Consider the following 25,593-nt stretch of genomic DNA (forward strand, 5'->3'; position numbering starts at 1 on the left):
TCCAAAAACCGCTGCTGCCCCATCTCCCAGCGTTCTTCTCTCAAGAGCCATCTGTAGAGCTAGTGCCAACACTATGCCAGTTGCGTAAGTCCTGATATTAATCGAACTGTATTGGCTTCTAATATGCTGAACTGAAATTCTAGGCAGGATGTCTGTCAATGCGATACTTTGATTGTTACAAAAATGTGGGTAATGACAAGCCTTGTGCAACGTTAACACTCAGCACTGATTGCTTTGCACTGTTTCGATGAGATATTTATAAGAAAAAGTGCGAGCGCTTGATCGCATTTTATCCAAAAGGCTGTCAGAGAAAATATTATTGATATCTTCTCTGACAAAGATTCAATATTTTCCTATGCAATTCTAAGCTTTATTTGTGTACTATTTTTAGCGAATGTCTAGATGAAACAGCCTTCATTTTCAAGTTAGTAAATTGCACGATCGCCTTTACCAAATCTTGCTGTTCTGGTTGTAAACTCAGTTTTTCTAGGGCTTGATTGATATTATTACCATTCCGGAGATTGTGAGTGAGTTGGGCACGTTGTGATGTATTTAAAACTGCCTCAATTTCTCTATTTCTTCTCTGACGCACAGCCTGGAGTTGTTGACTTTGTAAGGGAGTCAGGTTAATCTCCGACGAGGTGGAGTAGCTTGCAGTTTTAGTAGTTTGGGTGAAAATGACACTAGAAGTAGTATGGAGTTGAACGGGTGCAGCTAAGGCAATTCCCGGCATGAAAAGGACAAAAGCTAGAATAGCAGCAAACACAAAAAGCCGTTTTGTCAAGTGAATTGCCATATTGAGAAATGCCTACATCTAATTTAATGCTGAGATATAGTTTAGGACTTACGCAAAAAACCTCTCAAACTCTCATTCCTCCGTGTTGCGCCAGTTGCTTCTCCTGTCGGAGACGCTGCGCGAACAAGTCGGGGAACCCGCCCAACGCACTGGCTTCTCTGTGTCTCTGTGGTTCGTTCTTTCATGACCCGTGCGTAAGTCCTGATAGTTAAGCAATTTTCAAGTCTTAATTTTGAATCTTGGACTTGTCCCACCCCAAGAGGATGGTAGTCCAGCTAGAAAATATTATCCGCTTTGAGGGAATCCAAAAAAACTAGAGTGGCAAAGTTAACTGGATTAGCAGTACTTTCAGTTTATCTAAGTAAGCAAGAGGAGTTTTACTTTTGCCAAAATCTAGACTCAAATCCAAGTTTGTACAAAATTATCGTTTTACTGCTCATTTATGTTAATCTGTCAATGCGTAAGTGCTGATAAAATGCAATTTACTCAGACCTTCTTATTCTGTCGATTTCTCGTTGTAATTCTTCAATTTGTCGGCGTAAAGCTTCTGTTTGATTTGCGGAAGATTCTGCTGAAACATTTACTGATCCAGAAGCAGGCGATCGCTGATAATTTCCTTGGCGAATTTGCTGGTATTCTTCGGATATTGCCCACGTCCGTAAGTAATGCAAGCGTTCAACTGGGAAAGGATGGCTCAACATCATACCCTGAGCGCCATTGTACATTAAGAATTTATACACCTGATTCAGTCCATCTTCATCGAGTGCCTGATAATTTTCTGACTGCTTGATAAACTCTTGTAAACTACATTCATTGGCATATTTATTATTACCGCCAGAGAGTTTCATCATCGTTGACATCACGGGATTCAAGTCATCCATCACCAGAAGTGCGGCACGATCTGACGATAACTCGGCTTTCCGCCGCCACTCAAAAAAGGCGTAAATCAAGCCTTGTGTTACAAGATTACCGATGCCGAAGGTCAATTCTCCCAAGGCAGAAGCAGCACTCATCGCCCACATCGCCATTTGAATTAAAATAGTATGACCACATTTAATATGCCCCAGTTCATGGGCTAGCACCGCCCGAATTTCGGCTTCGTCTAGTAAGTCTAGTATCCCTGTATTTATGACTATGTAAGGATTCTCTTGCCCCAGCGCATAACTATTTGCTTGGGGATTTTGCGAGACAAACAGTGTAGGTTCTGGGTAAATGTCCAAATCTCGGACGCATTCCCGAAACATCTGGTAAATAGTGGAATATTGACGCGGCCCGACTTGGATGGTGTTACCCATTAGATAGACTAATTGAGGGCGTTCGTAGATAAATTCCACAAATTTACGAGCGATTAAATCAAATCCCGGTAAATTTCGTAAAGCTTGCTCGGCTTGGCGATCTAGTGGATGCCTAAAGGCTTCGCTGGAAATTCCTGTGTAAGTTGGCATAATTCAGGGTATTGGGTCAGTGAACACTTATCAGTGAAGAGTTATCAGTAAACAGTCTATTAACTGGTAATTGAGAGCTGAGAACTGAATAATAGAAATGGGGCAATTGGAAGTAAAAGTCACTTTGTATGGAATTAAAAGCGTGTGATTGAGGCAGAAGTTCATTTGTCACTACATAACTTTTTGCGATCGCAAGCGGGGTTCCCTTCCTGGCCCCATCATTTGACGATGGCACGGTTGGTAGCACGCGCCTTGCGCCTGGGACGTAGTGCCCTAATTCAAGTAGGGGCGGTTTGTGGCTATCAAGGGCGGTATCGCACCAGTTTCGTAGCATCAGCCCTAATGTGGCATGGTCCTGTAATTATTGTTGCTCAAGAAGCGGTGCAGCAACTTCTGCTACAGGTAGAAATTCCCCGTCTACAGCAGTGGCTACCAGCTAACAAATCGATTAGAACAGGTGACGCTTGGCCTGATGCTGAGTTTCAAGGGCTACTGTTGACCTCCCCGGAAGCTTGGTTAAGAGGACAATTTGCTGGTGGCGATCGCTTTCCCCAAGGCATTCCTACAATTATTGATGGGGTAGATGATCTTGAAGATTGGGTGCGTCATCAACTTACCCAAGATATTCAACCCCATAATTGGGATCAACTGATACTAGCTTGCCCAAACCAAGCTGAGGCAATTAGCGAGGCACGGATACAACTAACACACGAACTTTTTCAGCATCCTGCCAATCCCTATGAGTGCTATCTAATTTCCCAGCCAGAAATAGAGATTTTAAGCCGTCTCTATTCTGCTTTAGAGTCAGTACAAGCACTGCCAGAACCTTGGAAACAATTCTGGCAACAATTACAAATCCTTGATGAAAATCTTTCCCCCCCTGCCTCACGGCAGTTGCTACAACGCGGGGAACCCGCGCAACGCACTGCCTCCCCTGCTCCCCCTCCTCTCTTCTGGGCGACTATTGCCCATCGACAAGGTTTATTTTCTTTGCATTACGCCCCAATGGAATTAGGGGAAATCCTCTCGCCCATTTGGCAACGACAACCAGTAGTTTTAATTGGTAGCGCCATAGAACCGGAAACTGATGCTCCTCTTTTCCAACAGCGCCTGGGTTTGGACGATTTAACTTGTCTAAATTTCTCTTCCGAAAGTCAAGCGGAAGCAATTCAACTGTATGTACCCTATAAATTGCCCCTACCTAACACACCAGAATTTCAAGCGGCATTTATTCACAAAGTCCGCACACTGGTTTGTCTAAGTGCTACAGCACCAGGATTAACGGTTGTCTTGGTGGGGGATGTACCACTCAAGTCTCAAGTGGCGACAATTCTGGCCTCAGAGTTTGGTTCGCGGGTGCAAGTAGAAAAAACTTGTTTAGATGAAAATGGGATTTTGATTAGCGGTTGGGAATTTTGGCGAGAACATCAACGAGTTTTGCCTGCACCTCATTTGTTAATTATTGCTACTTTACCCCTACCATCTTTGGAAAATCCTCTAGTAGCTGGTAGGGTAGCTCGTTATAAGCGATCGCATCAAGATTGGTTCCGTTTATATTTGTTGCCAGCAGCCTTGAATGAATTACAAAGAGCGATCGCTCCAGTTAGAGAAAGTCAAGGCATTGTTGCTTTACTTGATAGTCGTGTAGTTAATCGTAGCTACGGCGCTCAAATTCTTGCTGCCTTAAGTCCTGTGGCACGGATTAACTATCTTGATCCAAGCCTGTTTTCTAATACTAGTGAAGAAAATTCCGCTTAAGGTCAATTTGTCACCCAATTTACATTTTATGAAGGTAATGCGATTCATTGCCTCTCTATAGCCATGATTCCTGGCAAGATAAATTTAGAACCTAAGTAAAATTTGAGTTGCTGATTATGGGTGAAGCAAAGCGTCGTAAAACCAGACAAGGGGAAACATACGGTCAAGAGACTCGGATCTTGCGTTGGGTTCCCATCACAAAAGCTCAATCCGAACTATTTGTCAGTTGGACTACTCGTGGTGCCTGGATAGGCATTATCCTTATGGTTGTAGGATGGGCAACTATCCGTTTTATCGGCCCAGCCTTCGGTTGGTGGCAAGTAGTCTTCTAAATCTTGCTGTTAGCTTTGTGACTCAGAGAGACTTTGAATCTTACTCCCCAACGCTAGTAGGGAACGAGCTGCTCTTGTCAGGTCTCTATTGGACTCAACTGAGAAACGCTATAGAAATATACCAGATAAGGGGTTTGGCTTAAAACTGATGCAAATTAAATGAGCGTAGGCGTAGCCCGCCCTTAGACATCGCTTGTTTATACTTCAATTCGCTTGGATTAAGGCTTGATCCTCCCTAACCCAAGCGGATTAGTTTATCCTGCTTGCTGATTAAAATCCTAACGGGACTGCTTGCTACTTAGTAGTACCCCAGCAGGTACTCTTTCCAATTGGAATTTTCCCCCAGGTTTAGTCAGTGTATGCTCCACGTCTTGGGTCTATCTTTGTAGTATGTAAAGAAGCACTTTTGACCTGAGATTATGCCCTCCTCTGAAAAACCCCTCGCCTACCCATCCAGCCACAAGAGCAATCAAGTCGATAATTACCACGGGACTTTAGTCGCAGATCCTTACCGTTGGTTAGAAGATCCTGACTCTGAAGAAACAAGGACTTGGATTGAGGCACAAAATCAAGTTACTTTTGGCTACTTGAGTGAAATTCCTACCAGGGAAAAAATTAAACAGCGCCTCACCAAACTTTGGGATTATGAAAAATATGGTATCCCTTTTAAAGAAGGTGAATCTCTGCAAGACGGTTCCACCGAACGCTACTTTTATTTCAAAAATGACGGACTGCAAAACCAAAGTGTCTTCTACACCCTGAAAACCCTCGAAGACGAACCCAAAGTTTTACTCGATCCCAATAAACTTTCAGAAGATGGCACTGTTGCTCTTTCAGGATTGTCTATTAGCGAGGATGGCAAACTTTTAGCATACGGTCTATCCGCCTCTGGTTCTGATTGGCAAGAGTGGAAAGTCCGCGATGTTGAAACTGGTGAAGACCTGCAAGACCACCTGAAGTGGATTAAATTTTCTGGTGCATCATGGACACACGATAATCAAGGTTTCTTCTATAGTCGCTACGATGAACCGAATGAAAAAACTCAATTAGAAGATGTTAACTATTATCAAAAGCTCTACTATCATCAACTAGGTAAACCCCAATCAGAAGATATACTAATTTATCATCGTCCTGACCAAAAGGAATGGGGTTTTAGTGGCGGTGTTACTGAAGATGGAGGCTATCTAATAATTTCTGTTTGGCTGGGAACTGACTCCAAGAATTTATTTTTCTACAAAGATTTGACTAACCATAATGCGGAAGTCGTAGAATTAATTAACCAATTTGAGGCAGATTACAGCTTTATTGATAATGATGATAGCCTGTTTTATTTCCGCACGGATTTAAATGCACCACGAGGACGAATTATTGCGATTGACACCAAAAACCCTGCTCCAGAAAATTGGCAAGAAATCATCCCCCAATCGGCAGAAACGTTAGAAAGTGTAGGCATACTTAATAACCAATTTGTTGCAGATTACCTCAAAGATGCTCACAGCCAAATTAAAATTTTTGACCTCAAAGGTGCGTTTATCCGCGAGGTAAAACTACCTGGACTTGGTTCAGCCGGAGGTTTTGGAGGAAAACGTAATGATACCGAAACTTTTTATATTTACACCAGTTTCACCACACCAGGAACTATCTATCGCTACGATATGATAACTGGTAAAAGTACCATTTTTCGCCAGCCAGAGGTAGATTTTAATCCTGATAATTACGAGACAAAACAAGTATTCTATGATAGTAAAGATGGTACTCAAGTGCCAATGTTTATTACGCATAAAAAGGGCATTAAATTAGATGGAAATAACCCGACTTATCTCTATGCTTATGGTGGTTTTAATGCCTCAATGACACCTAGTTTTTCTGTGAGTCTTTTGGTATGGATGGAAATGGGTGGTGTCTATGCTATGCCCAATATCCGCGGCGGCGGAGAATACGGCGAAGAATGGCATCAAGCAGGAATAAAGGATAAAAAGCAGAATGTCTTTGATGACTTTATTGGCGCAGCTGAGTGGCTGATTGCTAATAAGTATACTAAGACTGATAAGCTGGCGATCGCAGGTGGTAGTAACGGCGGCTTATTAGTGGGTGCTTGCATGGCACAACGTCCCGATTTGTTTGGTGCAGCCTTACCAGCAGTCGGGGTGATGGATATGTTGCGGTTCCACAAATTTACCATCGGTTGGGCTTGGACTTCCGAATATGGTTCAGCAGATAATCCAGAAGAGTTTCCAGCACTGTATGCTTATTCGCCATTGCAGAATCTCAAACCAGATACAGCTTATCCAGCAACCTTAATTACCACAGCCGATCATGACGATCGCGTTGTCCCTGCTCATAGTTTCAAATTTGCCGCAGCTTTACAAGAAGCTCACGTAGGTGATGCGCCAACGCTAATTAGAATTGAGACTAAAGCAGGACATGGTGCGGGTAAACCCACGGCTAAAATCATCGAAGAAGCCGCAGATAAATGGGCTTTTTTGGTGCGTGCTTTGAATGTTGAAGTTTAGAATAATGTAACTGATTATCTCACGCAAATACGCCAAGCCGCTCAAATAAACTTTGCGTTTTTGCGTGAGTGTTTTTGCTATCAATCAACGGTAAATGTTAGCAATGAGAGGAGGAGACTCGATATTGATAGATGAGTTAAAATTAAATCAATCACTCTAGCCAAATATTAACTATGAGATGGGAAGAAGTTTGTGAACACAAACAAGTACAAGATTTACCCTTCAAATTTGAATTAAATAAATGGGGTCAAATCGTAATGATTCCAGTCAAAATTAAACATTCTTTTTATCAAGGAAGAATCCAACGTTTATTAGAATCTTTATTGAATAGAGGAGAAGTAATGCCATGTGCTATTAACACATCAGATGGTGTGAAAGTTGCTGATGTTGTCTGGTGTTCAGAGGAACGATTTTCTGAAATTGAAGACGAAGTATCAGCATCTATTGCACCAGAAATTTGTGTAGAAGTTAAATCCAGTGGTAACACTTTGGAAGAAATGGAATTTAAAAGAAATTTATATTTAGAAGCCCAAGCTGTGGAAGTATGGTTATGTAATGAACAAGGTCAAATTAAATTTTATAATGAGCAAGGGGAATTAGAGCAATCTTTATTAGTTCCTAGCTTTCCTAAGCAAATTAAACGCTAATTAAACCCTTAACTGAACCGTATTTGGTCTATAAAGGCGATCGCTCATAAAAATCACAAGTGGGAAAATCTGTTGTAATAAGCCATTGAGCTACTTCTAAGCTTTTGATCAAAAGATGTTATCATCCAGATGCCAAATTAAAAGGGAATCAGGTTAAGCAATAAGGGCAGGGCTATTTCATTCTAAAGGAAGGCGCAATATGGTATAATATAACGCAAATTATAGCTTTTTGCTCCTACTACTGTGTCTAAAATCGAAATTATAAAAGCTTTTGCAGATATAAAAGACCCGCGTCGCCGTGCCGGACAGATTTAAGTAGATAAAGTTGTTAGTAGTTGTTTGAAAGTAGTAAAAGCAACAAGGAGAAAAACATGAAACTTTGTAAAACGATTGTAATGGCTACGCTCATTATTACGGGACTCACTAGTCAGAGCGTCTTAGCAAATACTGAGAGAGAAATTCCTTTCGTTGGTCTATGGGAAGGTATCGATCCTGATGATGGTGGGAACCAGTTGCGTTCAATTACACTCAACGAAGCTGGCACGCTCAGTTTGACTGGGAGTTCTACCTATTTCTCGTTGTGTAATGGCCTACGTGGGGTCATCAATGGTACAGGAGAAATTCAGGGCATAGTTCTTGAGACTAATGTTACGCTCACATGCTCTAACTCTCCTCCATCCCTATACAAGGTTAAGGCAAAATATGAACTAGATAGGAAAAATGGTACTCTCGTAGAGCGCACAGATCTAAGGACAAAAAATAATAAACCGCCGATCATTTTCCACCTCATCAGCCGTTCACAGGTTTATAAAAGGATAAAGGGAGCAACGCGATTTTCTCAAGTCGGACAAAAACGAGTGATAATGCTCCGACCCGACGGAGGTTATCGCTAAACAGAAAGTTTAGTAACTTAGTAAAATAGATACTTACTAAAAATTCTCAAACCTCAGTAATACTGAGAGAACTGTATCGTTATGCTTGTTGAGTTCTCTGATAGAGACAAAAAAGTGCAGGATGCCCTTTGAGTAATAGTTTTGATGTTTAATATCAAAATAGGGAGTTTGCCGTCACTTCAGTCTCCAATTGCTAAAAATCCTTTGTTCCCTGCTGCGATGCCTACGGCGGGCTGCGCCTACGCTAATGTGAAAAGTGCCAAAGATAATGGTAGATTATGTCTGTGTCCGGCGCGGCGACGGGGGTCTTCTAGACCTGCAAAAGCTTTGATAATTTCGATTTCAGACACGGTATATAGATGCTTGAAGTAGAACTGGCGCTGTATCTTACCATATCGCGTCTACATTTAGAATGAAATAGCCCTGGATTTAGAATGAAATAGCCCTGGCAATAAGGGTGGAAATAAACAATTATTTACCTTCACCCTTACTGTTTTCCTTCATCTGAGCAAGAAGTCTAATTTCTATATCCCTCTTGTGCTTAAAACACGACAAATCGGGCTGTACCCTTGAGATTGATTATTGTATAAAATTGTTTCTGCTGCTGGTTGGATTGAGGAATCGTAGAAAAACGATTTAATGTTGTGATTCCGTTAGTTACAACTTTTACTTCCTCGCCCAATCCAATTTTTACACGGGGTATGAGCAAGCTAAATGTGGTGTAGTCACCATTTAGCGTCTGTTTAATAGTCACAGTCACTAATGTACCAATTTCTGTTTCTACAGTACGGATCTGCTTTTCTCCTTCAAAGTTTAATGTCTGTTTCTGGTCTTTATATTGGAAAGAGGGCTTGCCAATAAAGCTTGTTGTTGAGTAATTAATACTGACTTTTTCACCGTTTAAATTATACCCTGTAAAACTATACACGTCCGGTGTGTTTTCTTCTAAGGCATGAGATTGTGATACAGGTATTGCTGCTAAGGTTATACCTAATGTGAATGATGCAATTAAGTTTCTTGTTTGCATATCTCAAAAATTTATTGCTAGTTTGATCAAGATATCTACCCTGATGGGATGACAATAAGAATTAAACCAATTATAAAGGTGGATATTCCGAAAAACTTGTCAAATCGAACACATTGCAATCCTTGTTAATATACCTGCAAAAATTTGTAACAGTGCGTAAAGTTACATCTATCTTGAAAATAGGGAATAAGTGGCAAGAAATAGGTAAGGTTATTTTTATACCCTTGTTGTCGGCTATTGCTCGTAGGTGTCTTGCAAATAGATAAACTTGAAAACCGACTATTACGGCATGGCGAAAATAAAGCTACCATTGAAAATGGTAAAAAAGCTGAAAATATAAGTCTTTTGACTTTTTCAAAACGGTACTAGAATTTTGTTTTATAATTAGAGATTTTGAATTTTGCATTGCTTATGAAGTTACGCTCATATATGCTTATCGGGTTTTTACTTAGCCTTCTCCTAAGTATTGTGCCTTTTTCGAGGAATTTTACGAATGCTGCAACACCGACAGCAGTCGCACCTGTATCTGCTCTCTCATTCACCCAAGGAGTGAAAAAAACGGTATTGGACAACGGCTTAACAGTGCTAACCAAGGAAGTCCATACCGCTCCAGTTGTGAGTGTACAAGTTTGGTATAAAGTTGGTTCACGCAACGAGGTTAAGGGAGAGAATGGCATTTCTCACCAGCTAGAACATTTGATGTTCAAGGGTACAACTGACCGTCCAGTGCAGTTTGGAAGGTTGTTTAGTGCCTTGGGTAGCCAGTTCAATGCCTTTACTAGTTATGACGAAACAGCTTACTTTGGCACAGTGCAACGAGACAAACTCGAAGCATTGTTGATACTAGAAGCCGATCGCATGGAAAACTCCTTAGTTGGGACTGAACAACTCGCAAGTGAAAAGCGGGTGGTGATCTCCGAGTTACAGGGGTACGAAAATTCACCAGGCTATCGTTTGAGTCGGGCAGTGATGCAAGATGCTTTTCCTAGCAGAGCCTATGGCTTACCTGTGGGAGGTACAAAAGCAGATGTAGAAAAATTCACGGTAGAGCAGGTGCGGAATTATTACCAAACCTACTACAGCCCAGAAAATGCCACGTTGGTGATCACAGGGGATTTTGCCACAGAACCTGTACTGAAAGTTGTTAAAGAAACTTATGGGAAGTTGCCAAAACGAGCCAAGACGGCTGTGGCTAAAAATTCCGCCCAGGTGAGTGCTTCTACCTCTGTTGCTAAAAAAGCGCCGATTGTCCTCAAGCAGCCTGGAAGTGCGGCACTACTGCAAGCGGTGTATCCGTTACCAGATATCAAGCATCCTGATGTGCCGGCAATTGATGTGATGGATGCCATTCTCACAGGCGGACGTAGCTCTCGGCTTTACCAAGCGTTGGTGGAATCTGGACTCGCTAGTTCGGTGAATGGCGGTGCAGCCGAACTCATTGAACCAGGTTGGTATGAAATTAATGCTACGGCGGCTCCGGGTCAAGAGTTAGGGAAGATTGACCAGGTGCTCCAGGAATCTTTAGCAAAATTGCAACAGCAGCCAGTCACTACAGAAGAATTAAACCGAGCGAAGACGCAACTGCAAGCCTCGTATATTTTGGGTAACCAAGACATTACTAGTCAAGCTAGCCAACTGGGATATAACCAAACTGTGGCCGGCGATTATCGTTTTATTGAAAAGTATCTGGCTGCGATCGCTAAAGTCACCCCAGCCGAGGTGCAGCAAATAGCAAAAACTTACCTAAATCCGGCTAAACAAACCATCGGCTTCTTTGAGCCAACTCAACCAGATGGTAAACCAGGGACTTCTAGCGCTGGTTCTGGTCGAACAGTGGAAAATTTCAGCCCCGGTAAACCTGTAGATCCAGCAGAACTGGCTAAATATCTTCCACCTGCCACATCAGCTACAGATTCGGGCAAACAATCACTACCAGAAGAGTTTACCTTGAATAACGGTTTGCGGGTTCTGCTCTTGAGCGATCGCAACCTCCCCACGATTAACCTGAGTGGACAAATTGACGCCGGTACTGAATTTGACGGCAATCAAAAAGCTGGATTAGCGAATCTGACTGCGACTAACTTAATGAATGGGACGCAGACTAAAAACGCTCTTACCCTAGCAAAAACCTTAGAAGACCGGGGAGCCGATTTGAACTTCGGTGCTAGCCGCGAGGGAGTTAGCGTCAGCGGTGAGGGACTTTCAGCGAACCTGCCGATATTGATTCAAACTCTGGCAGATGTGTTAGAAAACGCTACTTTCCCAGCCGACCAGTTAGAACTGAGTCGCCAGCGGGCGTTGATAAGTCTCAAAGTCCAGCTAGATGACCCCAGAGGACTGGGACGACAAGTATTTCAGCAAGCAATTTACCCAGAAAATCATCCATTCCATAGCTTTCCCACGGCCGAGAGCTTAAAGAGCGTTACTCGTGATGATTTGCTTGGCTTCTACCAGACACACTACCGACCAGATACCACAACGATCGCTTTAGTAGGAGACTTTGATCCAGTTAAGGTGAAAGCTTTGCTGAATCAGGCGTTTGGCAAATGGCAAGCCACAGGTAAGCTACCTGTTCTTAAAATAGCGTCCGTATCATTACCGCAAACTTTAACACGTCTAAATAAACTAATTCCCGGTAAGACAGAAGCTGTTACTTACATCGGCTACAACGGCATCGCTCGGAAAGACCCACGTTATTATGCGGCACTGGTGCTAAATCAAATTTTGGGTGGTGATACCTTATCAAGTCGCTTGGGTACGGAAGTGCGCGATCGCCAAGGTCTAACCTACGGTATCTATAGTGGTTTTGCCGCCGGAATCAATCCCGGCCCCTTCTTGATTCAGATGCAGACTGCTCCTGGAGATACCCAAAAAGCGATCGCCAGTACTCTCGCTTTACTCAAACAGTTGCGCGAACAAGGAGTAACTGAGGATGAATTCAACACGGCAAAACGCTCAATTACTAATAGCTATCCCGTGGATTTAGCTAATCCCAGTGATGTATCAAGCATCATTTTGAGTAATGCTATTTTGGGACTTTCACGAGCAGAAATCCGAGAGTTTCCCCAAAAGATTCAAGCAGTCACTATAGCTCAACTGCAACAGGCAATTGAGGATTTAATTAAGCCGGAAAATCTGGTAATTGTCACCGCCGGACCTGGAGATACTGTACCCAAGATTGGATCGTAATTTCACATAAGGGACTTCCAGTTAAAAAAACATCGCATCCCTGCGGGACGCTCCGCGAACGTAGGGGCGCAAGGCTTTGCGCCCCTACAAATGTACAAATAATGTAGGGTGTTTAAATTTTCTAGCGGATAACTTCACAGTCATGTACCGCAAGCGTTGTATTATGCACAGTCAATTGTCGAAGCTTCAGCTTTTTGTCCCACAGAGGAGCGCTCGCAAAAAGCTTTATTTAGCCCAGTTTCAAAAAGCAACGTTATGATAATTAATGCATTAATCGAGCTTGCGTCTAATAATAAATAAGTTGGCACAAATAAACCTCCAGAGTACGGAGACGATTAATCGCCTTTGTAAAGCTGTTAGGTGCTGCGCCCAATCAAAATCAGCCGTTGTACAAATTTCCACAAGGACAATTGAAGTGACTAGGACTAATTCAGACTTTCTTACCTCCTCTGATCCAGCGATCGCGGAGTTAATCAACGATGAACTACAGCGTCAGCGAGACCACTTGGAGTTGATTGCTAGTGAAAACTTTACCTCCGCTGCTGTACTGGCGGCTCAAGGTTCGGTATTGACAAATAAATATGCCGAGGGATTACCTGGTAAACGCTACTATGGCGGTTGTGAGTTTATCGACAAAATCGAGCAACTGGCGATCAATCGGGCTAAACAGATATTTGGTGCTGCTCACGCGAATGTACAACCTCATTCTGGCGCCCAAGCTAATTTTGCAGTGTTCTTATCCCTGCTGGAACCAGGTGACAAAATTATGGGGATGGATTTGTCTCATGGGGGACATCTCACCCACGGTTCACCTGTGAATGTCTCAGGTAAGTGGTTCCAAGTTAGCCACTACGGTGTCAGCCAACAAACAGAACAACTTGACTACGACCAAATTCGGGAGCTGGCGCTGAGGGAGCGTCCTAAGCTGCTGATTTGTGGTTATTCGGCTTATCCCCGTGTAATTGATTTTGAAAAGTTCCGCAGCATTGCTGATGAAATCGGCGCTTACTTACTGGCGGATATTGCCCATATCGCTGGTTTGGTTGCTAGTGGTCTTCATCCTAATCCCATTCCTCATTGTCATGTAGTAACAACAACTACACATAAGACTCTACGCGGCCCTAGAGGTGGTTTAATCTTGACCAGCGACGCAGAACTAGGTAAAAAGCTAGATAAATCTGTTTTTCCTGGTAGCCAGGGCGGACCATTGGAACACGTCATTGCTGGTAAGGCAGTAGCTTTTGGAGAAGCCCTGAAGCCTGAGTTTAAAACCTATTCTGCCCAAGTGATCGAAAATGCTCGTGCTTTGGCAGAACAATTGCAAAACCGGAGTTTAAAGATTGTGTCAAATGGGACTGACAATCATTTAATGCTCGTGGATTTACGTTCTATTGGTCTAACTGGTAAGCAAGCGGATCAGCTAGTCAGTACCGTGAATATTACTGCTAACAAAAATACTGTTCCCTTTGATCCGCAATCGCCATTTGTTACCAGTGGTCTGAGGTTAGGTTCGCCGGCAATGACCACAAGGGGCTTAGGAGTAGCAGAATTTACCGAGATTGGAAATATTATTAGCGATCGCCTGCTTTCTCCAGATTCCGAAGTAGTTACCCAAAATTGTCGGCAACGGGTAGCAGCATTGTGCGATCGCTTCCCCTTATATTCTCACCTGGAAATTCCTGTACCAGCCCTAGCCTGAGATGATAGTTAGGAGTTAAGAGTTAAGAGTTAGGAGTGATAAGCTTTAAGTTTTGAACTCCTAACTCCTAATACCAATTCTGTATGAAGATGTGCCTATAGGACTTAGACAAAACAACACCCTGTAGGGGCAATTCATGAATTGCCCCTACTACCTAAACAAAACGCAACCTCACATACAGGGCGGCCGCATCATGTCAAGAAGACAAGTCTATTCTCAATAGACTGAAAAACAATCTCATTAATCCCTGCTTATTGACAAATATTTTAGCGATCGCATTGAGTCTTAGGATGTGAATCAAACGATAAATCCTGATTTCTTCATTGGTTCTTAATCTTGGTTGTGATCAGGAGTAATTTAGATGCGTTCGCCCTGACCTCACATAGAATTGCTATAACTCCAAACTCTTGTACAGACGCGATTAATCGCGTCTCCTAACTTCTAACTATTCTTTCCAATGAGTGCAGAAATTATTTGTGTTGGTACTGAACTGCTGCTAGGAGATATCCTTAACGGCAATGCTCAATTTTTGGCGCAACAATTAGCGCAACTAGGTATCCCCCACTACTATCAAACAGTGGTTGGGGATAATCCAGAACGGTTGAAGCAAGTTATAGAAATTGCTATTTCCAGAGCGCAAATTCTCATTTTTACTGGTGGACTCGGCCCGACACCAGACGACCTCACCTGCGAAACGATCGCTGATTTTTTTAAAGTCCCGTTGGTAGAACGCTCTGACATCATTGAAGACATAATCCAGAAATTTGCCCAACGTGGTCGGGTTATGTCACCAAGTAACCGCAAGCAGGCTTTAATTCCCCAAGGTGCAGAAATTCTACCCAACCCCACTGGAACAGCACCCGGTATCATTTGGCAACCTCGTCCTGAAATCACGATTTTTACCTTTCCCGGTGTTCCTAGTGAAATGCACCTGATGTGGGAAGAAACAGCCGTCCCATTTCTCAAAAGTCAAGGTTGGGGTAAAGAAATTATTTACAGCCGGAGTTTAAAGTTTTGGGGTATTGGTGAATCTGCTTTGGCAGAAAAAGTTGCTTCCTATTTAAACTTGCCAAATCCCACAGTAGCCCCTTATGCAGGTAAGGGGGAAGTAAGATTGCGAGTTTCTGCCAAAGCAAATTCAGAAGCAGCAGCAGAAGCCTTAATTGCGCCCATTGAGAAACAAATTAAAGAAATCGCCGGACTAGATTTTTACGGCGTTAATAATGATACTCTTGCTTCCGTGGTCAGTCAGTTGTTGCTTGCATCAAAAGAAACGCTTTCAGTGGCAGAATCTTGCACTGGTGGCGGTTTAGGGCAAATGTTAACTGAGATTTCTGGGAGTTCTGATTACTTTTGGGGTGGAGTAATTTCTTATGACAATTCAGTGAAGGTTGGGCTGCTGGGGGTTAACCCAGAAGATTTAGATAAATTTGGGGCGGTAAGTGCTACTGTTGCACAGCAAATGGCAATTGGAGTCAAAACCCGCCTTGCAACAACATGGGGATTGAGTATTACTGGTATTGCTGGTCCAACTGGAGGGACAGATACCAAGCCAGTGGGTTTAGTTTACGTTGGTTTGGCTGGGCCAAAGGATGAAGTGGCAAGTTTTGAGTATCAGTTTGGTACAGTGCGAGGTCGAAGTTTAATTCGTCATGTGAGTGCAAACGCAGCGTTGGATAATTTGCGCCGGAAGTTGTTGACGAGATAGGAGGTATGTTAAGTTTGTCATCCGATTTGGATGACAAGCGTACTTAACGATGCGAATTAATGCGCGATTAGATGAAGAGTATGCTAGACAAATTAGTTTACATACAATAGCAGACTAATCAGGCAGTAACGGATGTGATTAAGTCTGCTCTTGAATTGTATTACCAGCAGCTTCAGCAGGAGCAAAAGAACGCATTGTCGATGCTGAACCAAACAGGCTTTATTGGTTGTGGTCAGGCAGATCGGGTACAGTTAGAGGTTTAATCATGCAGCTATGAGCAAAATTCCCATCCTTCAGCGTAGTGGCGATACTGGGTTGCTGAGAAAGATGGCAATGTCTTCTTAAAAAAGGTATAGGGTGTAGAGATTGCGATCGCCTTTAGTTTTATAGAATAAAACTAAATTTTGTATAAACTCACAGACTAAACTCATCAAAAGAGCGAGGCCGCAGGGTAATTATATAATCTACCTAGCTAGGATTACCAGTAGTTTCGTATTCTAAACCAGGGATAATTTTTCGCTTGAGGTGAACAAGTATTTCAGCTTTTATTAATGCCATTAATTTGAGACTACAACCCACATTCTACACGAGTAAATGTACTTCAAAATTTACCCTATGCACGTTATTTTGTGAAAAACTGAAATGTTATAAAACGGCTAGAATTCATTGCTGGCAATCAATTCACGCTTTTTATCATCTATTGGGAGTGAGCAAAGTTTTTAGTTTCAAACATGCTAAAATTATTGACAATAGTGTCAAAAAGCTTTTGATACTTGTTTTCTTTGTGATGCCTGCGGCGAGCTACGCTAACGCAGAGTGCTTTATACAGGTTCAATGTTTGAAACCCAAGACAATAGTTGGTTTATATAAAATATCAAGATTTTAAAACTAACTTGCAGAATGTGAGTAACAAGTTATTATCTTGTTTATATCTTATTAATAAATTATTAATATCTTGTTAATAGCTTGTTAATAACTACAATATTATATTTTTTATCATCTTTTCCTGATTAGTTTATTGTTCGTACAGTTTCATTCACAGGTATTGCGTTTAAAGTACGAAATCTCGTTTGGTAGGAAAAACTTCTTTGTTCTCAAAATGCCTAGAGAATCAGATCGGTACTGCTTGGTATTTTGTAGATAATTAGAATCCCCCATTAGTAGTTTCGTACTATCTAAAGGAAGGCTGAGTTTTTGTGAGTCAGTCTCAACCCCTTCTTGAAAGATTAAGATCATAATCAATTTGTCAATAAGTAATAGTGCTTAAAATTTTCGCAAAAATGAGGGTAGAAAACACAAGTTTTGGACTAGCAGTGCCTACGGCTGGCTCTGCCTATGCGTCATCTGAAAAAGCATCACTCATTTTTGTCTTCAAAATTCTGTGTCAAATTGAATTGAATAGCCCCATTTGGAGTTAATTTACAGCGTAAATACTATTGACAAATATTAATTTTATCTTAATCTGTCAAGAATGGCCTCAACGTCATAATTCCCACACGTATAGCGAGGTCTTAATGATACCCTCAAATGGTGCATTAGCAATGTTACTAGTGCTAATTTTGATGCTTTTTTGGATTTATTTAAGGTATAAAACCAGAATAGTATCAAGATATTCACGCCCTCTGGCAATTTTCATCATAGTTTCTCTAGCGATCGCTGGTGGAGGTATTGTATCCGCAGTAACACCGAACCCGGCTCCCTTAAATAACATAACTAGTTTACCAGCGGCTACAACTGGAGACCCTAATCCGGCGAACCCACCACTCCTGACAGCAGTGGCTCAACCAAGCAATCTCGCAGACTTTGTTCAAGACGAAAAAGCCCTACTCAAGCTAGGAAAATCCCTATTCTGGGATATGCAGCTTGGTAGTGACGGCATTCAGTCCTGTGCTACTTGTCACTTTCATGCCGGAGCTGATAACAGATCAAAGAATCAAATCAATCCTGGTTTTTTGGCATCACTGAAAGATACAACTTTCCAGGTAGGTGGTGGTGCAAACTATCAACTCACGGCGGCAGATTTTCCATTTCACAAACTGGCAGATCCTAACGATCGAACCAGTACTATTATTTCTGACCCTAACGATGTCGCCTCATCCCAAGGTGTGTTTAATAGTGTTATTAATAACACTAATCCGGGTCAAGCAGAGGATTCGACTACATCTGTGCCAGATCCAGACGGCTTTCAGGTCAATGGAATTAATGTGCGTCGAGTTGAGCCGCGTAATACCCCAACGGTAATTAATGCAATCTTCAACAAACTCCAGTTTTGGGATGGTCGCGCCAAGGAAACCTTCAATGGGGTGAATCCAAAAGGAGCAGCAGACTTTAGTGCTAAACTTTACATAGCTACAAAAGCAAACCAACTAACTCCTGTTTCCGTTTCGCTCAACAATTCCTCTCTAGCTTCCCTAGTAACCGGGCCACTATTGAGTCCATTTGAGACATCTGCTGGTGGTCGTACTTTACCTGAAGTCGGTGCTAAGTTTCTGCGGAAAAAAGGTCAGAAGCTCAAAAGCCTCAGACCCTTAGGTAAACAAGTTGTACATCGGCAAGACAGTGTTTTAGGATCTGACAGTCGATCCCCTAAGCCCGGTCTGGATACCGCATCCTATGATCAGCTGATTCGGCAAGCCTTTAAGAAGCAATGGTGGAAGTCAAAGTCAATCATTCAAGTTGACAGTAATGGAACACCAACAGTCCTCGGCAAAAATGATGATAATAATGAGAGTGAGGAAGGACTGACTTTACCTAAAAATCAGTTTTCGCTTAGGGATTGGAACTTTTCCTTATTCTCTGCGTTAGCAATGCAAAAGTATCTGTCTACTCTTGTGTCTGACCAGACACCTTTTGATAAATTTCAAGCGGGAAATACCAATGCTCTCACCGAGCCGGAAAAAAGCGGTCTGACTGTGTTTGTCAATACTCAGGCTAATGGTGGCGGTAATTGTAACATCTGCCATACGATTCCAGAATTCACCAGAGCTTCGGTGAGAAGAACCGCAGGAGTAGCTTCAACTGATTCAACTGATCCGCTGATTAATAATCCAACTAACGGCTTCTTTCCTAACTACGGTGTCAGACCTGCCTCAGATGACCCAGGAGCCGGAAACACTACCACATCACTGTTCAAAGCACCTGCCCTCCGTAACATCGGCTTGACAGCTCCATATATGCATAACGGTGGGAAGGCAACTCTGGAGCAAGTAGTAGACTTTTACAATCGTGGTCGAGGTGACGACGGTGGACCTGGTGCAGCACCGTTGAACTTAACCGATGCTAAAAAAGCTGATTTGGTCGCTTTCTTAAGAACCGGACTTACCGATCAGCGAGTCCTCCTTGAACAAGCACCCTTTGACCATCCGCAATTGTTCATCCCCAATGGACATCCCGGCAATCAAAGTTCAGTGACTGCCAGTGGCAATACTAATGGAACTCCTACTGCTACAGATCAGCTAATAGAAATACCCGCAGTTGGTCGTAAAGGTGTCGCTACTCGCAGGTCAAATTTCTTAGAGTAAGACTCTAGACTTGAAACGTAACCATCTGCCCTTGTTGCATTGCTTTATCCAAAGTAGCAGCATTGGGCAGATTTTCTAACTTAGGGATGAATATCACTTAATACGAATTATTTTAATTATGTGGCTATGAGCAAAACTCCCATCCTTCAACCAGATCACTCATACACTTTCAAAAGCTATTTTGAGAGTTCCTGCTGACATAGAGGACTTGCTTCGTATTTTGGTGGCAATACTCGGTTGCTGAGAAAAATGGTGACTTTGGAGAATCAAAGATGAAAAACTATCACATTAATATCTTCTACAGTGAAGAAGATGATGGCTACATTGTTGATATTCCTGATCTGAAATACTGTTCAGCATTTGGTTCAACTGAAAAGAAATCACTTTGTGAAGTTTTGCAAACAAAAACAGCATGGTTAGATGCTGCCAAAATGGAGGGTAAATCAACTCCTGAACCGAGATATTGACCTGCAATTTACCAGATAGCCTCATGATTAATGGATTTGGTGCGATGTCTAACGACAAGCCGCTTTGCGTCTACGCATTTTTGCGTAGAGGTTGCGATCGCCTTTAATTAAGAAATGTTAACACCAATATTCAGGTTATTTGATTGCAGCTAAATCACGGTTTAACTTTTTGTTAATCGTTTCTAACACCTTAGCTTCTTCTGGCGTAATTACTCCGTCTAGATCAGCAATTTTTTGACATTGTGCTAGTAGAGCTACGGCGAAATCACTATTAATTTGCTCAAGTAAGGTTTTTAAAGATGGTAGCGATTTTATATTAGCTGTGATCGCATCGATTGAGGCAGGACTAAGGTTGGCAGCTTGTAATTCTGGTAAAATATCTTTCCAAGATTTATCTAAATTACCCGCTAAGACAATGTAAACCAAAATCTGATCCATAATCTTTTCTTGGGAAATAGCAGCTTCAATAAATTTTTCACTCTCTACCTGAGCATCTACTAAAGTTGCCTCTAAAGTTAATGGATTCTGCTTTGCTTCATAAAACTGACAAGCCGCATAACCTAATGCGTAAATCATGACTGCATTTGAACTAGCACCAATGACGGCTCCCGCTATTGGCAGATTTCGTAGTAAACCCAAACCTGCTTTTACTGCTGTTTTTCCACCCAGCCCTAAACCAAAAATTGCTACTGCTTCCGCTTTGCGATCGGAATCTTCTAAATCCATGCTATAGGTGGCAGCAATTTGGTAAACTAACTCTACCGATAACGCAGCCGTAGCAGCCCAATCCACTACAAACATTGCAGCTGCTTGTCCTGGAGCAAGACTACTAGCAAACCCTGTTGTTCCTGCTAAAACAGCTTTTTCCAGCATGAGATAATGGGCAATTTGCGCTGGTTTTTCATTTGGGTGTTCTTGCTGTAACTTTCTGACAGAAGCCTCAGCTTTCACTAAATCAACCTGTTCAATTAAAGGATTTAACCAATCTTGATTTAGAGATTTTATTGCTACTTGCAATTGGGGATTATTACCAACAATTGCTAGTGCCTGCCCTGCTATTTGTGTTCCCTGAAAAGCTGCACTACCAATCGCACCGCCAATACCTACAGCCGCTCCTGCAACACCTTGCCCTGCTTGAACGGCAGCGCCTCCAATAGTCCGACTAATGCCTATAGCTGCTCCTGTAGCAGCTTGTCCAGCTTGAACAGCAGCACCTCCAACTACTCCAGCTGTTCCTGCTACTGCTCCAAACAATGATCCCAAAAAAGATGGTTTTTGTACAGCTAATTTCTTATCTGTTGTTGTTTTAGTAATGGCAATTGAAGATTTCACTTCAATATCTATTTGAGGTGTTACTACAGCTGAATTTACTAATGCTTCTAACTCAATTTCTTGTTGCCAATCGGGAAAATATTCGCCTGTTACTCTACCGTATATTTTAACATTCTTAAAAGATTGGATGCCTAAATTAATTAATCCATTACAAATAAGTGGGACTACTAACTGTTGTACTGGAACTTCAATTGATTCCAGCATTATCTGTAGACAATTTTGTTTGAAACTAGTTTTTGGTGTAATTATGGGTAAATTTAACCACTGACTTATCAGAGTGTTGATCGCGTTTGTATCGCCCTGCTTGGCAAGTTCTAGAATGTTTAGCTGTATCATACTTAGTACTGGTGAGAATCTTAGCAATAACTTAGTTCAATTATTCCCACTCAATATATAAAAAGTAACATTTAACACATTGAACTTATAACCATCAGCGATCTCATACCTATCCATCAGCACAATTAATCATGGGATCGCTTGCTGTATTCTTCACAGTTTGTTACAAAAGTACAAAGAACTTCTAGAGACTAAAAACCACATGTTCGGCGGACTTACTGGTTTACAAAATCCTAAAGGCACAGATTGGGGAGAGCGGATGCTCAACACAGTCGCCAGCCAAACGATTCGCCACCTGTTTACCCAAAGCGAGTCAGTAGAAGTTTTTGTGCGTTGCTATCCCTCCAGCAAACTGTTGCAAGGCAGCATTGATAGCTTCAAAATGAGCGGTAGTGGCTTGGTGATTCGGAGAGATTTCGCGGTAGAAGAAATGTCTTTTGAAACCGATGCGGTTGCCATTGACTTCGGCTCTGTTTTAAAGGGCAAACTCAGTCTCAAGCAACCTACTCAAGCGATCGCTCAAGTAATTCTATCAGAAGCAGGCATAAACCAAGCCTTTAATGCGGAACTGGTGAAAAAGCGCCTGCTTAATCTCTCGGTACCATCACTGACGGCATTATCTGGCGGTGAACCAGTCTCCTTTACGGAAGTTCAGGTACAGCTATTACCTGAAAATCGCTTACAGCTTATAGCAAAAGCAGATTTAAACAATGGTGAACTTGTACCCCTGAGCATGATTCTAACTATAGGCATTGAAAGGCGGCGGCGAGTTTCTTTCAAAGATCCGAAAATTGAACTTGACCAAGTGCCACAAGCCCAACGGGAAATCTCGCAAACCTTGAGCGTGGCACTGGTAGAAATTTTGGATAATATGGTTGATTTGGATCGCTTTGACCTCGATGGAGTGAAAATGCGGCTCAATCGATTAGAAACTGAAGGTCAAAAACTTATTTTCAGTGGATATGCTGAAATCGAGCGTATTCCAAGTACTGCTTAAAATGAAATTAACACTCACAAATGCAAAGTAAAGTTTTTCTGAGCAGCTTTGCGTGAAGCTTTAAACAAATTAAATACCGCCTAGACTATTCTAGGCGGTAATTTAAATCTTTAGGTTTTGAAGGGAGTTTGGAGTTATTGATTATAGGTTGTAATTAATTTTTGTTTATTACTCCTAACTCCTGTAGAGACGCGATTAATCGCGTCTCTACTCCTAACTCCTAACTATCTACCGTCCCACACCTACATATTGGAATCCAGCCCGGATCATTGCTTCGGGGTCGAGGAAGTTACGACCATCGATGATAACGGGATGAGCCATCAATTTTGCCATCTTCACATAATCCAGAGTGCTGAACTGCTGCCATTCGGTGACGAGTACTAAAGCATCGCAGCCGTCAGCAAGTCTTTCGGCATCGGTTTCTACTAGTACACCGGAAAGCCCATGACGTAGACCTGTTTGGGAAACAATGGGGTCATAGGCTTTGACTTTGGCTCCTAGTCGGTTTAGCTGCTCAATTAGGTTGAGTGCTGGGGCGTCGCGCAAGTCGTCGGTATCTGGCTTGAAGGTCAGTCCGAGTAGTCCGACTGTTTTGCCTTTGAGAATTTTCAGAACATGTTGGAGTTTCTCCAAAGCAATCAACCGCTGACGTTCGTTGACACTGACAGCAGATTTCAGTAGCTGGGCTTCATAACCATAGTCATCAGCAGTGTGAATCAGGGCGGAAACATCTTTGGGAAAGCAGGAACCGCCCCAACCAATACCAGCTTGTAAAAACTTGTTACCAATGCGGGAGTCTAGACCAATACCTTTAGCTACTTGAGTAACATCAGCACCGACGCGATCGCAAATATTAGCAACTTCGTTAATAAAACTAATCTTAGTGGCTAAAAAGGCATTAGCGGCGTATTTGATCATCTCCGCCGAACTCAGGTCTGTTGCCAAAATTGGCACAGGGGGTAAAGATTGATCTTCAGCATACTTGCGTTCCACAATTGGGGCATATAGTTGTTGCATCAAGGCTACTGCCCTTTGACTATTACCTCCTAGTACAATGCGATCGGGGTTGAAGGTGTCGTGAACTGCCGAACCTTCGCGCAAAAACTCTGGATTACTGATCACATCAAACTGGGCTGCAACCTCAGGTAATTTGTCATCACTCAACACCCCACCTGCGGTTACTAGTGTTTTCTGCCGTTCAGCGGTACCATCTAGAACAAGCATCCGCACCCAGTCACCTGAGCCAATGGGGACTGTAGATTTATTCACTATGACTTTATAACCACCGTTGAGATTTTCCCCAATCCCACGGGCTACAGCTTCAACATAACGAGTATCACTTTCACCAGTGGGTAAAGGTGGTGTTCCCACAGCAATAAACAGAATTTCTCCGTGGGCAACTCCAGCAGCGAGATCACTAGTAAAATGAATCTTCTCTGTTTGAATGGCAGACTGCATAATTTCTGAGAGTCCCGGCTCAAAAATTGGGGACTGTCCAGACTTCATTAACTTAACTTTTTCTTCGTTGTTGTCTACGCAAATTACATCATGTCCAATATGAGCCAAGCAAGCACCTGTAACTAAACCAACGTAACCAGTACCAATCACGCAAACACGCATTTTTTAACTCCTCACTTTTTTGGGATTAGTCTTCAAAAAGAAATTCTCAGACACTTATACACTCCGAGGAAACTCAGCCACTAAGGATATTAGTTATCGAGAGCGAACCTGTATGAAAATTCAGAGCGACGTTAGGCGCTTTAAATAGTTGAATTATTGACATCGCTTTGAATGCGAGCGTGAAAATCTTCTATTGTTAGTTTTAACCCCTCTTGCAGAGGAATTGTAGGTTCCCAATTTAACCAAGTTTTTGCCTTTGTGATATCAGGCTGGCGACGCCGGGGATCGTCCGAAGGTAGTGTCTCGAACTTAATCTGTGCGTCCGGGTTGATCATATTTTGCACTGCTTGTGCTAATTGTAAAATCGTGTATTCACCAGGATTGCCCAAATTCACTGGGCCAATGTACTCGCCATTCATCAGGCGGATGAATCCTTCCACTAAATCGGAAACGTAGCAGAAACTACGAGTTTGCGAACCATCACCGTACACGGTTAAAGGATTACCTCGCAAGGCTTGAACTATAAAGTTGCTCACCACCCGACCATCGTTTTCTAACATTCTCGGTCCGTAGGTATTGAAAATCCGAGCAACTCGAATATCAACTTTATTTTGCCTGTAGTAATCAAATGCTAGAGTCTCAGCAATTCTTTTGCCTTCGTCGTAGCATGAACGTATCCCAATGGGATTGACGCTACCCCTGTACTCTTCGGGTTGGGGATGAACTTCTGGATCACCGTATACTTCACTAGTTGAAGCCAAGAAAAACCTAGCTTTAACACGTTTAGCCAGCCCCAACATATTCAGTGTTCCCATGACGTTAGTTTTTACGGTTTTAACTGGGTTGTACTGGTAATGTACTGGAGAAGCAGGACAAGCTAAATGATAAATTTGATCCACTTCTAACCGAATTGGTTCGGTAATATCGTGGCGGATCAGTTCAAAGTACGGATGACCTAACCATTTAATAATGTTGCGTTTGTGACCAGTGTAAAAATTATCCAAGCATATTAATTCATGCCCATCAGTCATTAGTCGGTCGATGAGATGGGAACCAATAAACCCAGCACCGCCCGTCACCAAAATTCTCATAGTTTCCCAGTTACTTACAAATATTTTCAGTAGCTATTGCACTTACTTTTAGATTACCCAGCTTAAGGACAAAAATACAAAACGAAAAAAAGAACAAGGTTCAATCAAAAAGTGTTGTTGAACTTACTTAGGTTATAGTTTTGTAATATTTTTACCTGTTTCCTTAGGAATTTAATTAGCAAAATAACAAACTTAGTCTCAAGATTGTCAGTCTTCCACCTA

At 42.3% G+C, this 25,593-nt stretch carries 18 protein-coding genes; 12 read left to right on the forward strand and 6 right to left on the reverse strand.

Annotated features, from left to right (window positions below; genetic code table 11):
- Positions 1–370: 370 nt before the first annotated feature.
- Entirely contained in the window at positions 371–796 is a 426-nt protein-coding gene (locus tag V7K40_RS13495; RefSeq protein ID WP_334960310.1) for a hypothetical protein, read from the reverse strand.
- Positions 797–1,278: 482 nt separating this feature from the next.
- Entirely contained in the window at positions 1,279–2,241 is a 963-nt protein-coding gene (locus tag V7K40_RS13500; protein WP_334960312.1) for a M48 family metallopeptidase, read from the reverse strand.
- A gap of 144 nt (positions 2,242–2,385) precedes the next feature.
- On the opposite strand from V7K40_RS13500, the gene V7K40_RS13505 reads away from it, so the two are divergent.
- From V7K40_RS13505 to V7K40_RS13525, 5 genes are all read left to right on the forward strand, one after another.
- Positions 2,386–3,999 carry an ATP-dependent DNA helicase gene (locus V7K40_RS13505; RefSeq protein ID WP_334960314.1) on the forward strand — a complete coding sequence of 538 codons (1,614 nt, stop codon included), beginning with the start codon at positions 2,386–2,388 and terminating at the stop codon, positions 3,997–3,999.
- Positions 4,000–4,115: 116 nt separating this feature from the next.
- On the forward strand, positions 4,116–4,331 hold the full coding sequence (locus tag V7K40_RS13510; RefSeq protein ID WP_334960316.1) for a DUF2839 domain-containing protein: 216 nt from the start codon (positions 4,116–4,118) through the stop codon (positions 4,329–4,331).
- Positions 4,332–4,750: 419 nt separating this feature from the next.
- The gene (locus V7K40_RS13515; RefSeq protein WP_334960318.1) at positions 4,751–6,844 is read left to right on the forward strand and encodes a prolyl oligopeptidase family serine peptidase; all 2,094 of its coding nucleotides are present in this window, start codon (positions 4,751–4,753) and stop codon (positions 6,842–6,844) included.
- A 173-nt stretch (positions 6,845–7,017) separates the two neighbouring features.
- Positions 7,018–7,491 carry a Uma2 family endonuclease gene (locus V7K40_RS13520; protein ID WP_334960320.1) on the forward strand — a complete coding sequence of 158 codons (474 nt, stop codon included), beginning with the start codon at positions 7,018–7,020 and terminating at the stop codon, positions 7,489–7,491.
- A 395-nt stretch (positions 7,492–7,886) separates the two neighbouring features.
- Entirely contained in the window at positions 7,887–8,384 is a 498-nt protein-coding gene (locus V7K40_RS13525) for a hypothetical protein (RefSeq protein WP_334960322.1), read from the forward strand.
- A 541-nt stretch (positions 8,385–8,925) separates the two neighbouring features.
- Here the strand turns inward: V7K40_RS13525 and V7K40_RS13530 are convergent.
- Complete coding sequence (locus V7K40_RS13530) at positions 8,926–9,411, reverse strand: hypothetical protein (protein WP_334960325.1); 486 nt, start codon at positions 9,409–9,411, stop codon at positions 8,926–8,928.
- A gap of 411 nt (positions 9,412–9,822) precedes the next feature.
- On the opposite strand from V7K40_RS13530, the gene V7K40_RS13535 reads away from it, so the two are divergent.
- The 6 genes from V7K40_RS13535 to V7K40_RS13560 all read left to right on the forward strand — a co-directional run bounded on the left by V7K40_RS13535 (position 9,823) and on the right by V7K40_RS13560 (position 19,995).
- Positions 9,823–12,600 (forward strand): pitrilysin family protein, encoded by a 2,778-nt coding sequence (locus V7K40_RS13535; RefSeq protein ID WP_334960327.1) that lies wholly within the window; start codon positions 9,823–9,825, stop codon positions 12,598–12,600.
- A 415-nt stretch (positions 12,601–13,015) separates the two neighbouring features.
- On the forward strand, positions 13,016–14,299 hold the full coding sequence (gene glyA, locus V7K40_RS13540) for a serine hydroxymethyltransferase (RefSeq protein ID WP_334960329.1): 1,284 nt from the start codon (positions 13,016–13,018) through the stop codon (positions 14,297–14,299).
- A gap of 457 nt (positions 14,300–14,756) precedes the next feature.
- Positions 14,757–16,007 carry a competence/damage-inducible protein A gene (locus tag V7K40_RS13545; RefSeq protein ID WP_334960331.1) on the forward strand — a complete coding sequence of 417 codons (1,251 nt, stop codon included), beginning with the start codon at positions 14,757–14,759 and terminating at the stop codon, positions 16,005–16,007.
- 134 nt (positions 16,008–16,141) lie between these two features.
- Positions 16,142–16,270 carry a hypothetical protein gene (locus V7K40_RS13550; RefSeq protein ID WP_334960333.1) on the forward strand — a complete coding sequence of 43 codons (129 nt, stop codon included), beginning with the start codon at positions 16,142–16,144 and terminating at the stop codon, positions 16,268–16,270.
- Between the two features lie 1,251 nt (positions 16,271–17,521).
- The gene (locus V7K40_RS13555; RefSeq protein WP_334960335.1) at positions 17,522–19,528 is read left to right on the forward strand and encodes a cytochrome c peroxidase; all 2,007 of its coding nucleotides are present in this window, start codon (positions 17,522–17,524) and stop codon (positions 19,526–19,528) included.
- A 272-nt stretch (positions 19,529–19,800) separates the two neighbouring features.
- Entirely contained in the window at positions 19,801–19,995 is a 195-nt protein-coding gene (locus tag V7K40_RS13560) for a type II toxin-antitoxin system HicB family antitoxin (RefSeq protein ID WP_334960337.1), read from the forward strand.
- Positions 19,996–20,130: 135 nt separating this feature from the next.
- Here V7K40_RS13560 and V7K40_RS13565 read toward each other — a convergent pair whose 3' ends face one another.
- Complete coding sequence (locus V7K40_RS13565) at positions 20,131–21,663, reverse strand: hypothetical protein (protein ID WP_334960339.1); 1,533 nt, start codon at positions 21,661–21,663, stop codon at positions 20,131–20,133.
- A 202-nt stretch (positions 21,664–21,865) separates the two neighbouring features.
- Here V7K40_RS13565 and V7K40_RS13570 point away from each other — a divergent pair, with 202 nt between their 5' ends.
- Positions 21,866–22,660 (forward strand): DUF2993 domain-containing protein, encoded by a 795-nt coding sequence (locus tag V7K40_RS13570; RefSeq protein WP_334960342.1) that lies wholly within the window; start codon positions 21,866–21,868, stop codon positions 22,658–22,660.
- A gap of 228 nt (positions 22,661–22,888) precedes the next feature.
- Here the strand turns inward: V7K40_RS13570 and V7K40_RS13575 are convergent, their stop codons facing one another.
- Complete coding sequence (locus V7K40_RS13575; RefSeq protein ID WP_334960344.1) at positions 22,889–24,280, reverse strand: UDP-glucose/GDP-mannose dehydrogenase family protein; 1,392 nt, start codon at positions 24,278–24,280, stop codon at positions 22,889–22,891.
- A gap of 140 nt (positions 24,281–24,420) precedes the next feature.
- Positions 24,421–25,371, reverse strand: coding sequence for a UDP-glucuronic acid decarboxylase family protein (locus V7K40_RS13580; RefSeq protein WP_334960346.1), 951 nt, complete (start codon positions 25,369–25,371; stop codon positions 24,421–24,423).
- Between the last annotated feature and the right edge of the window lie 222 nt (positions 25,372–25,593).

Source organism: Nostoc sp., from assembly GCF_036917195.1.
GTDB lineage: Bacteria > Cyanobacteriota > Cyanobacteriia > Cyanobacteriales > Nostocaceae > Nostoc.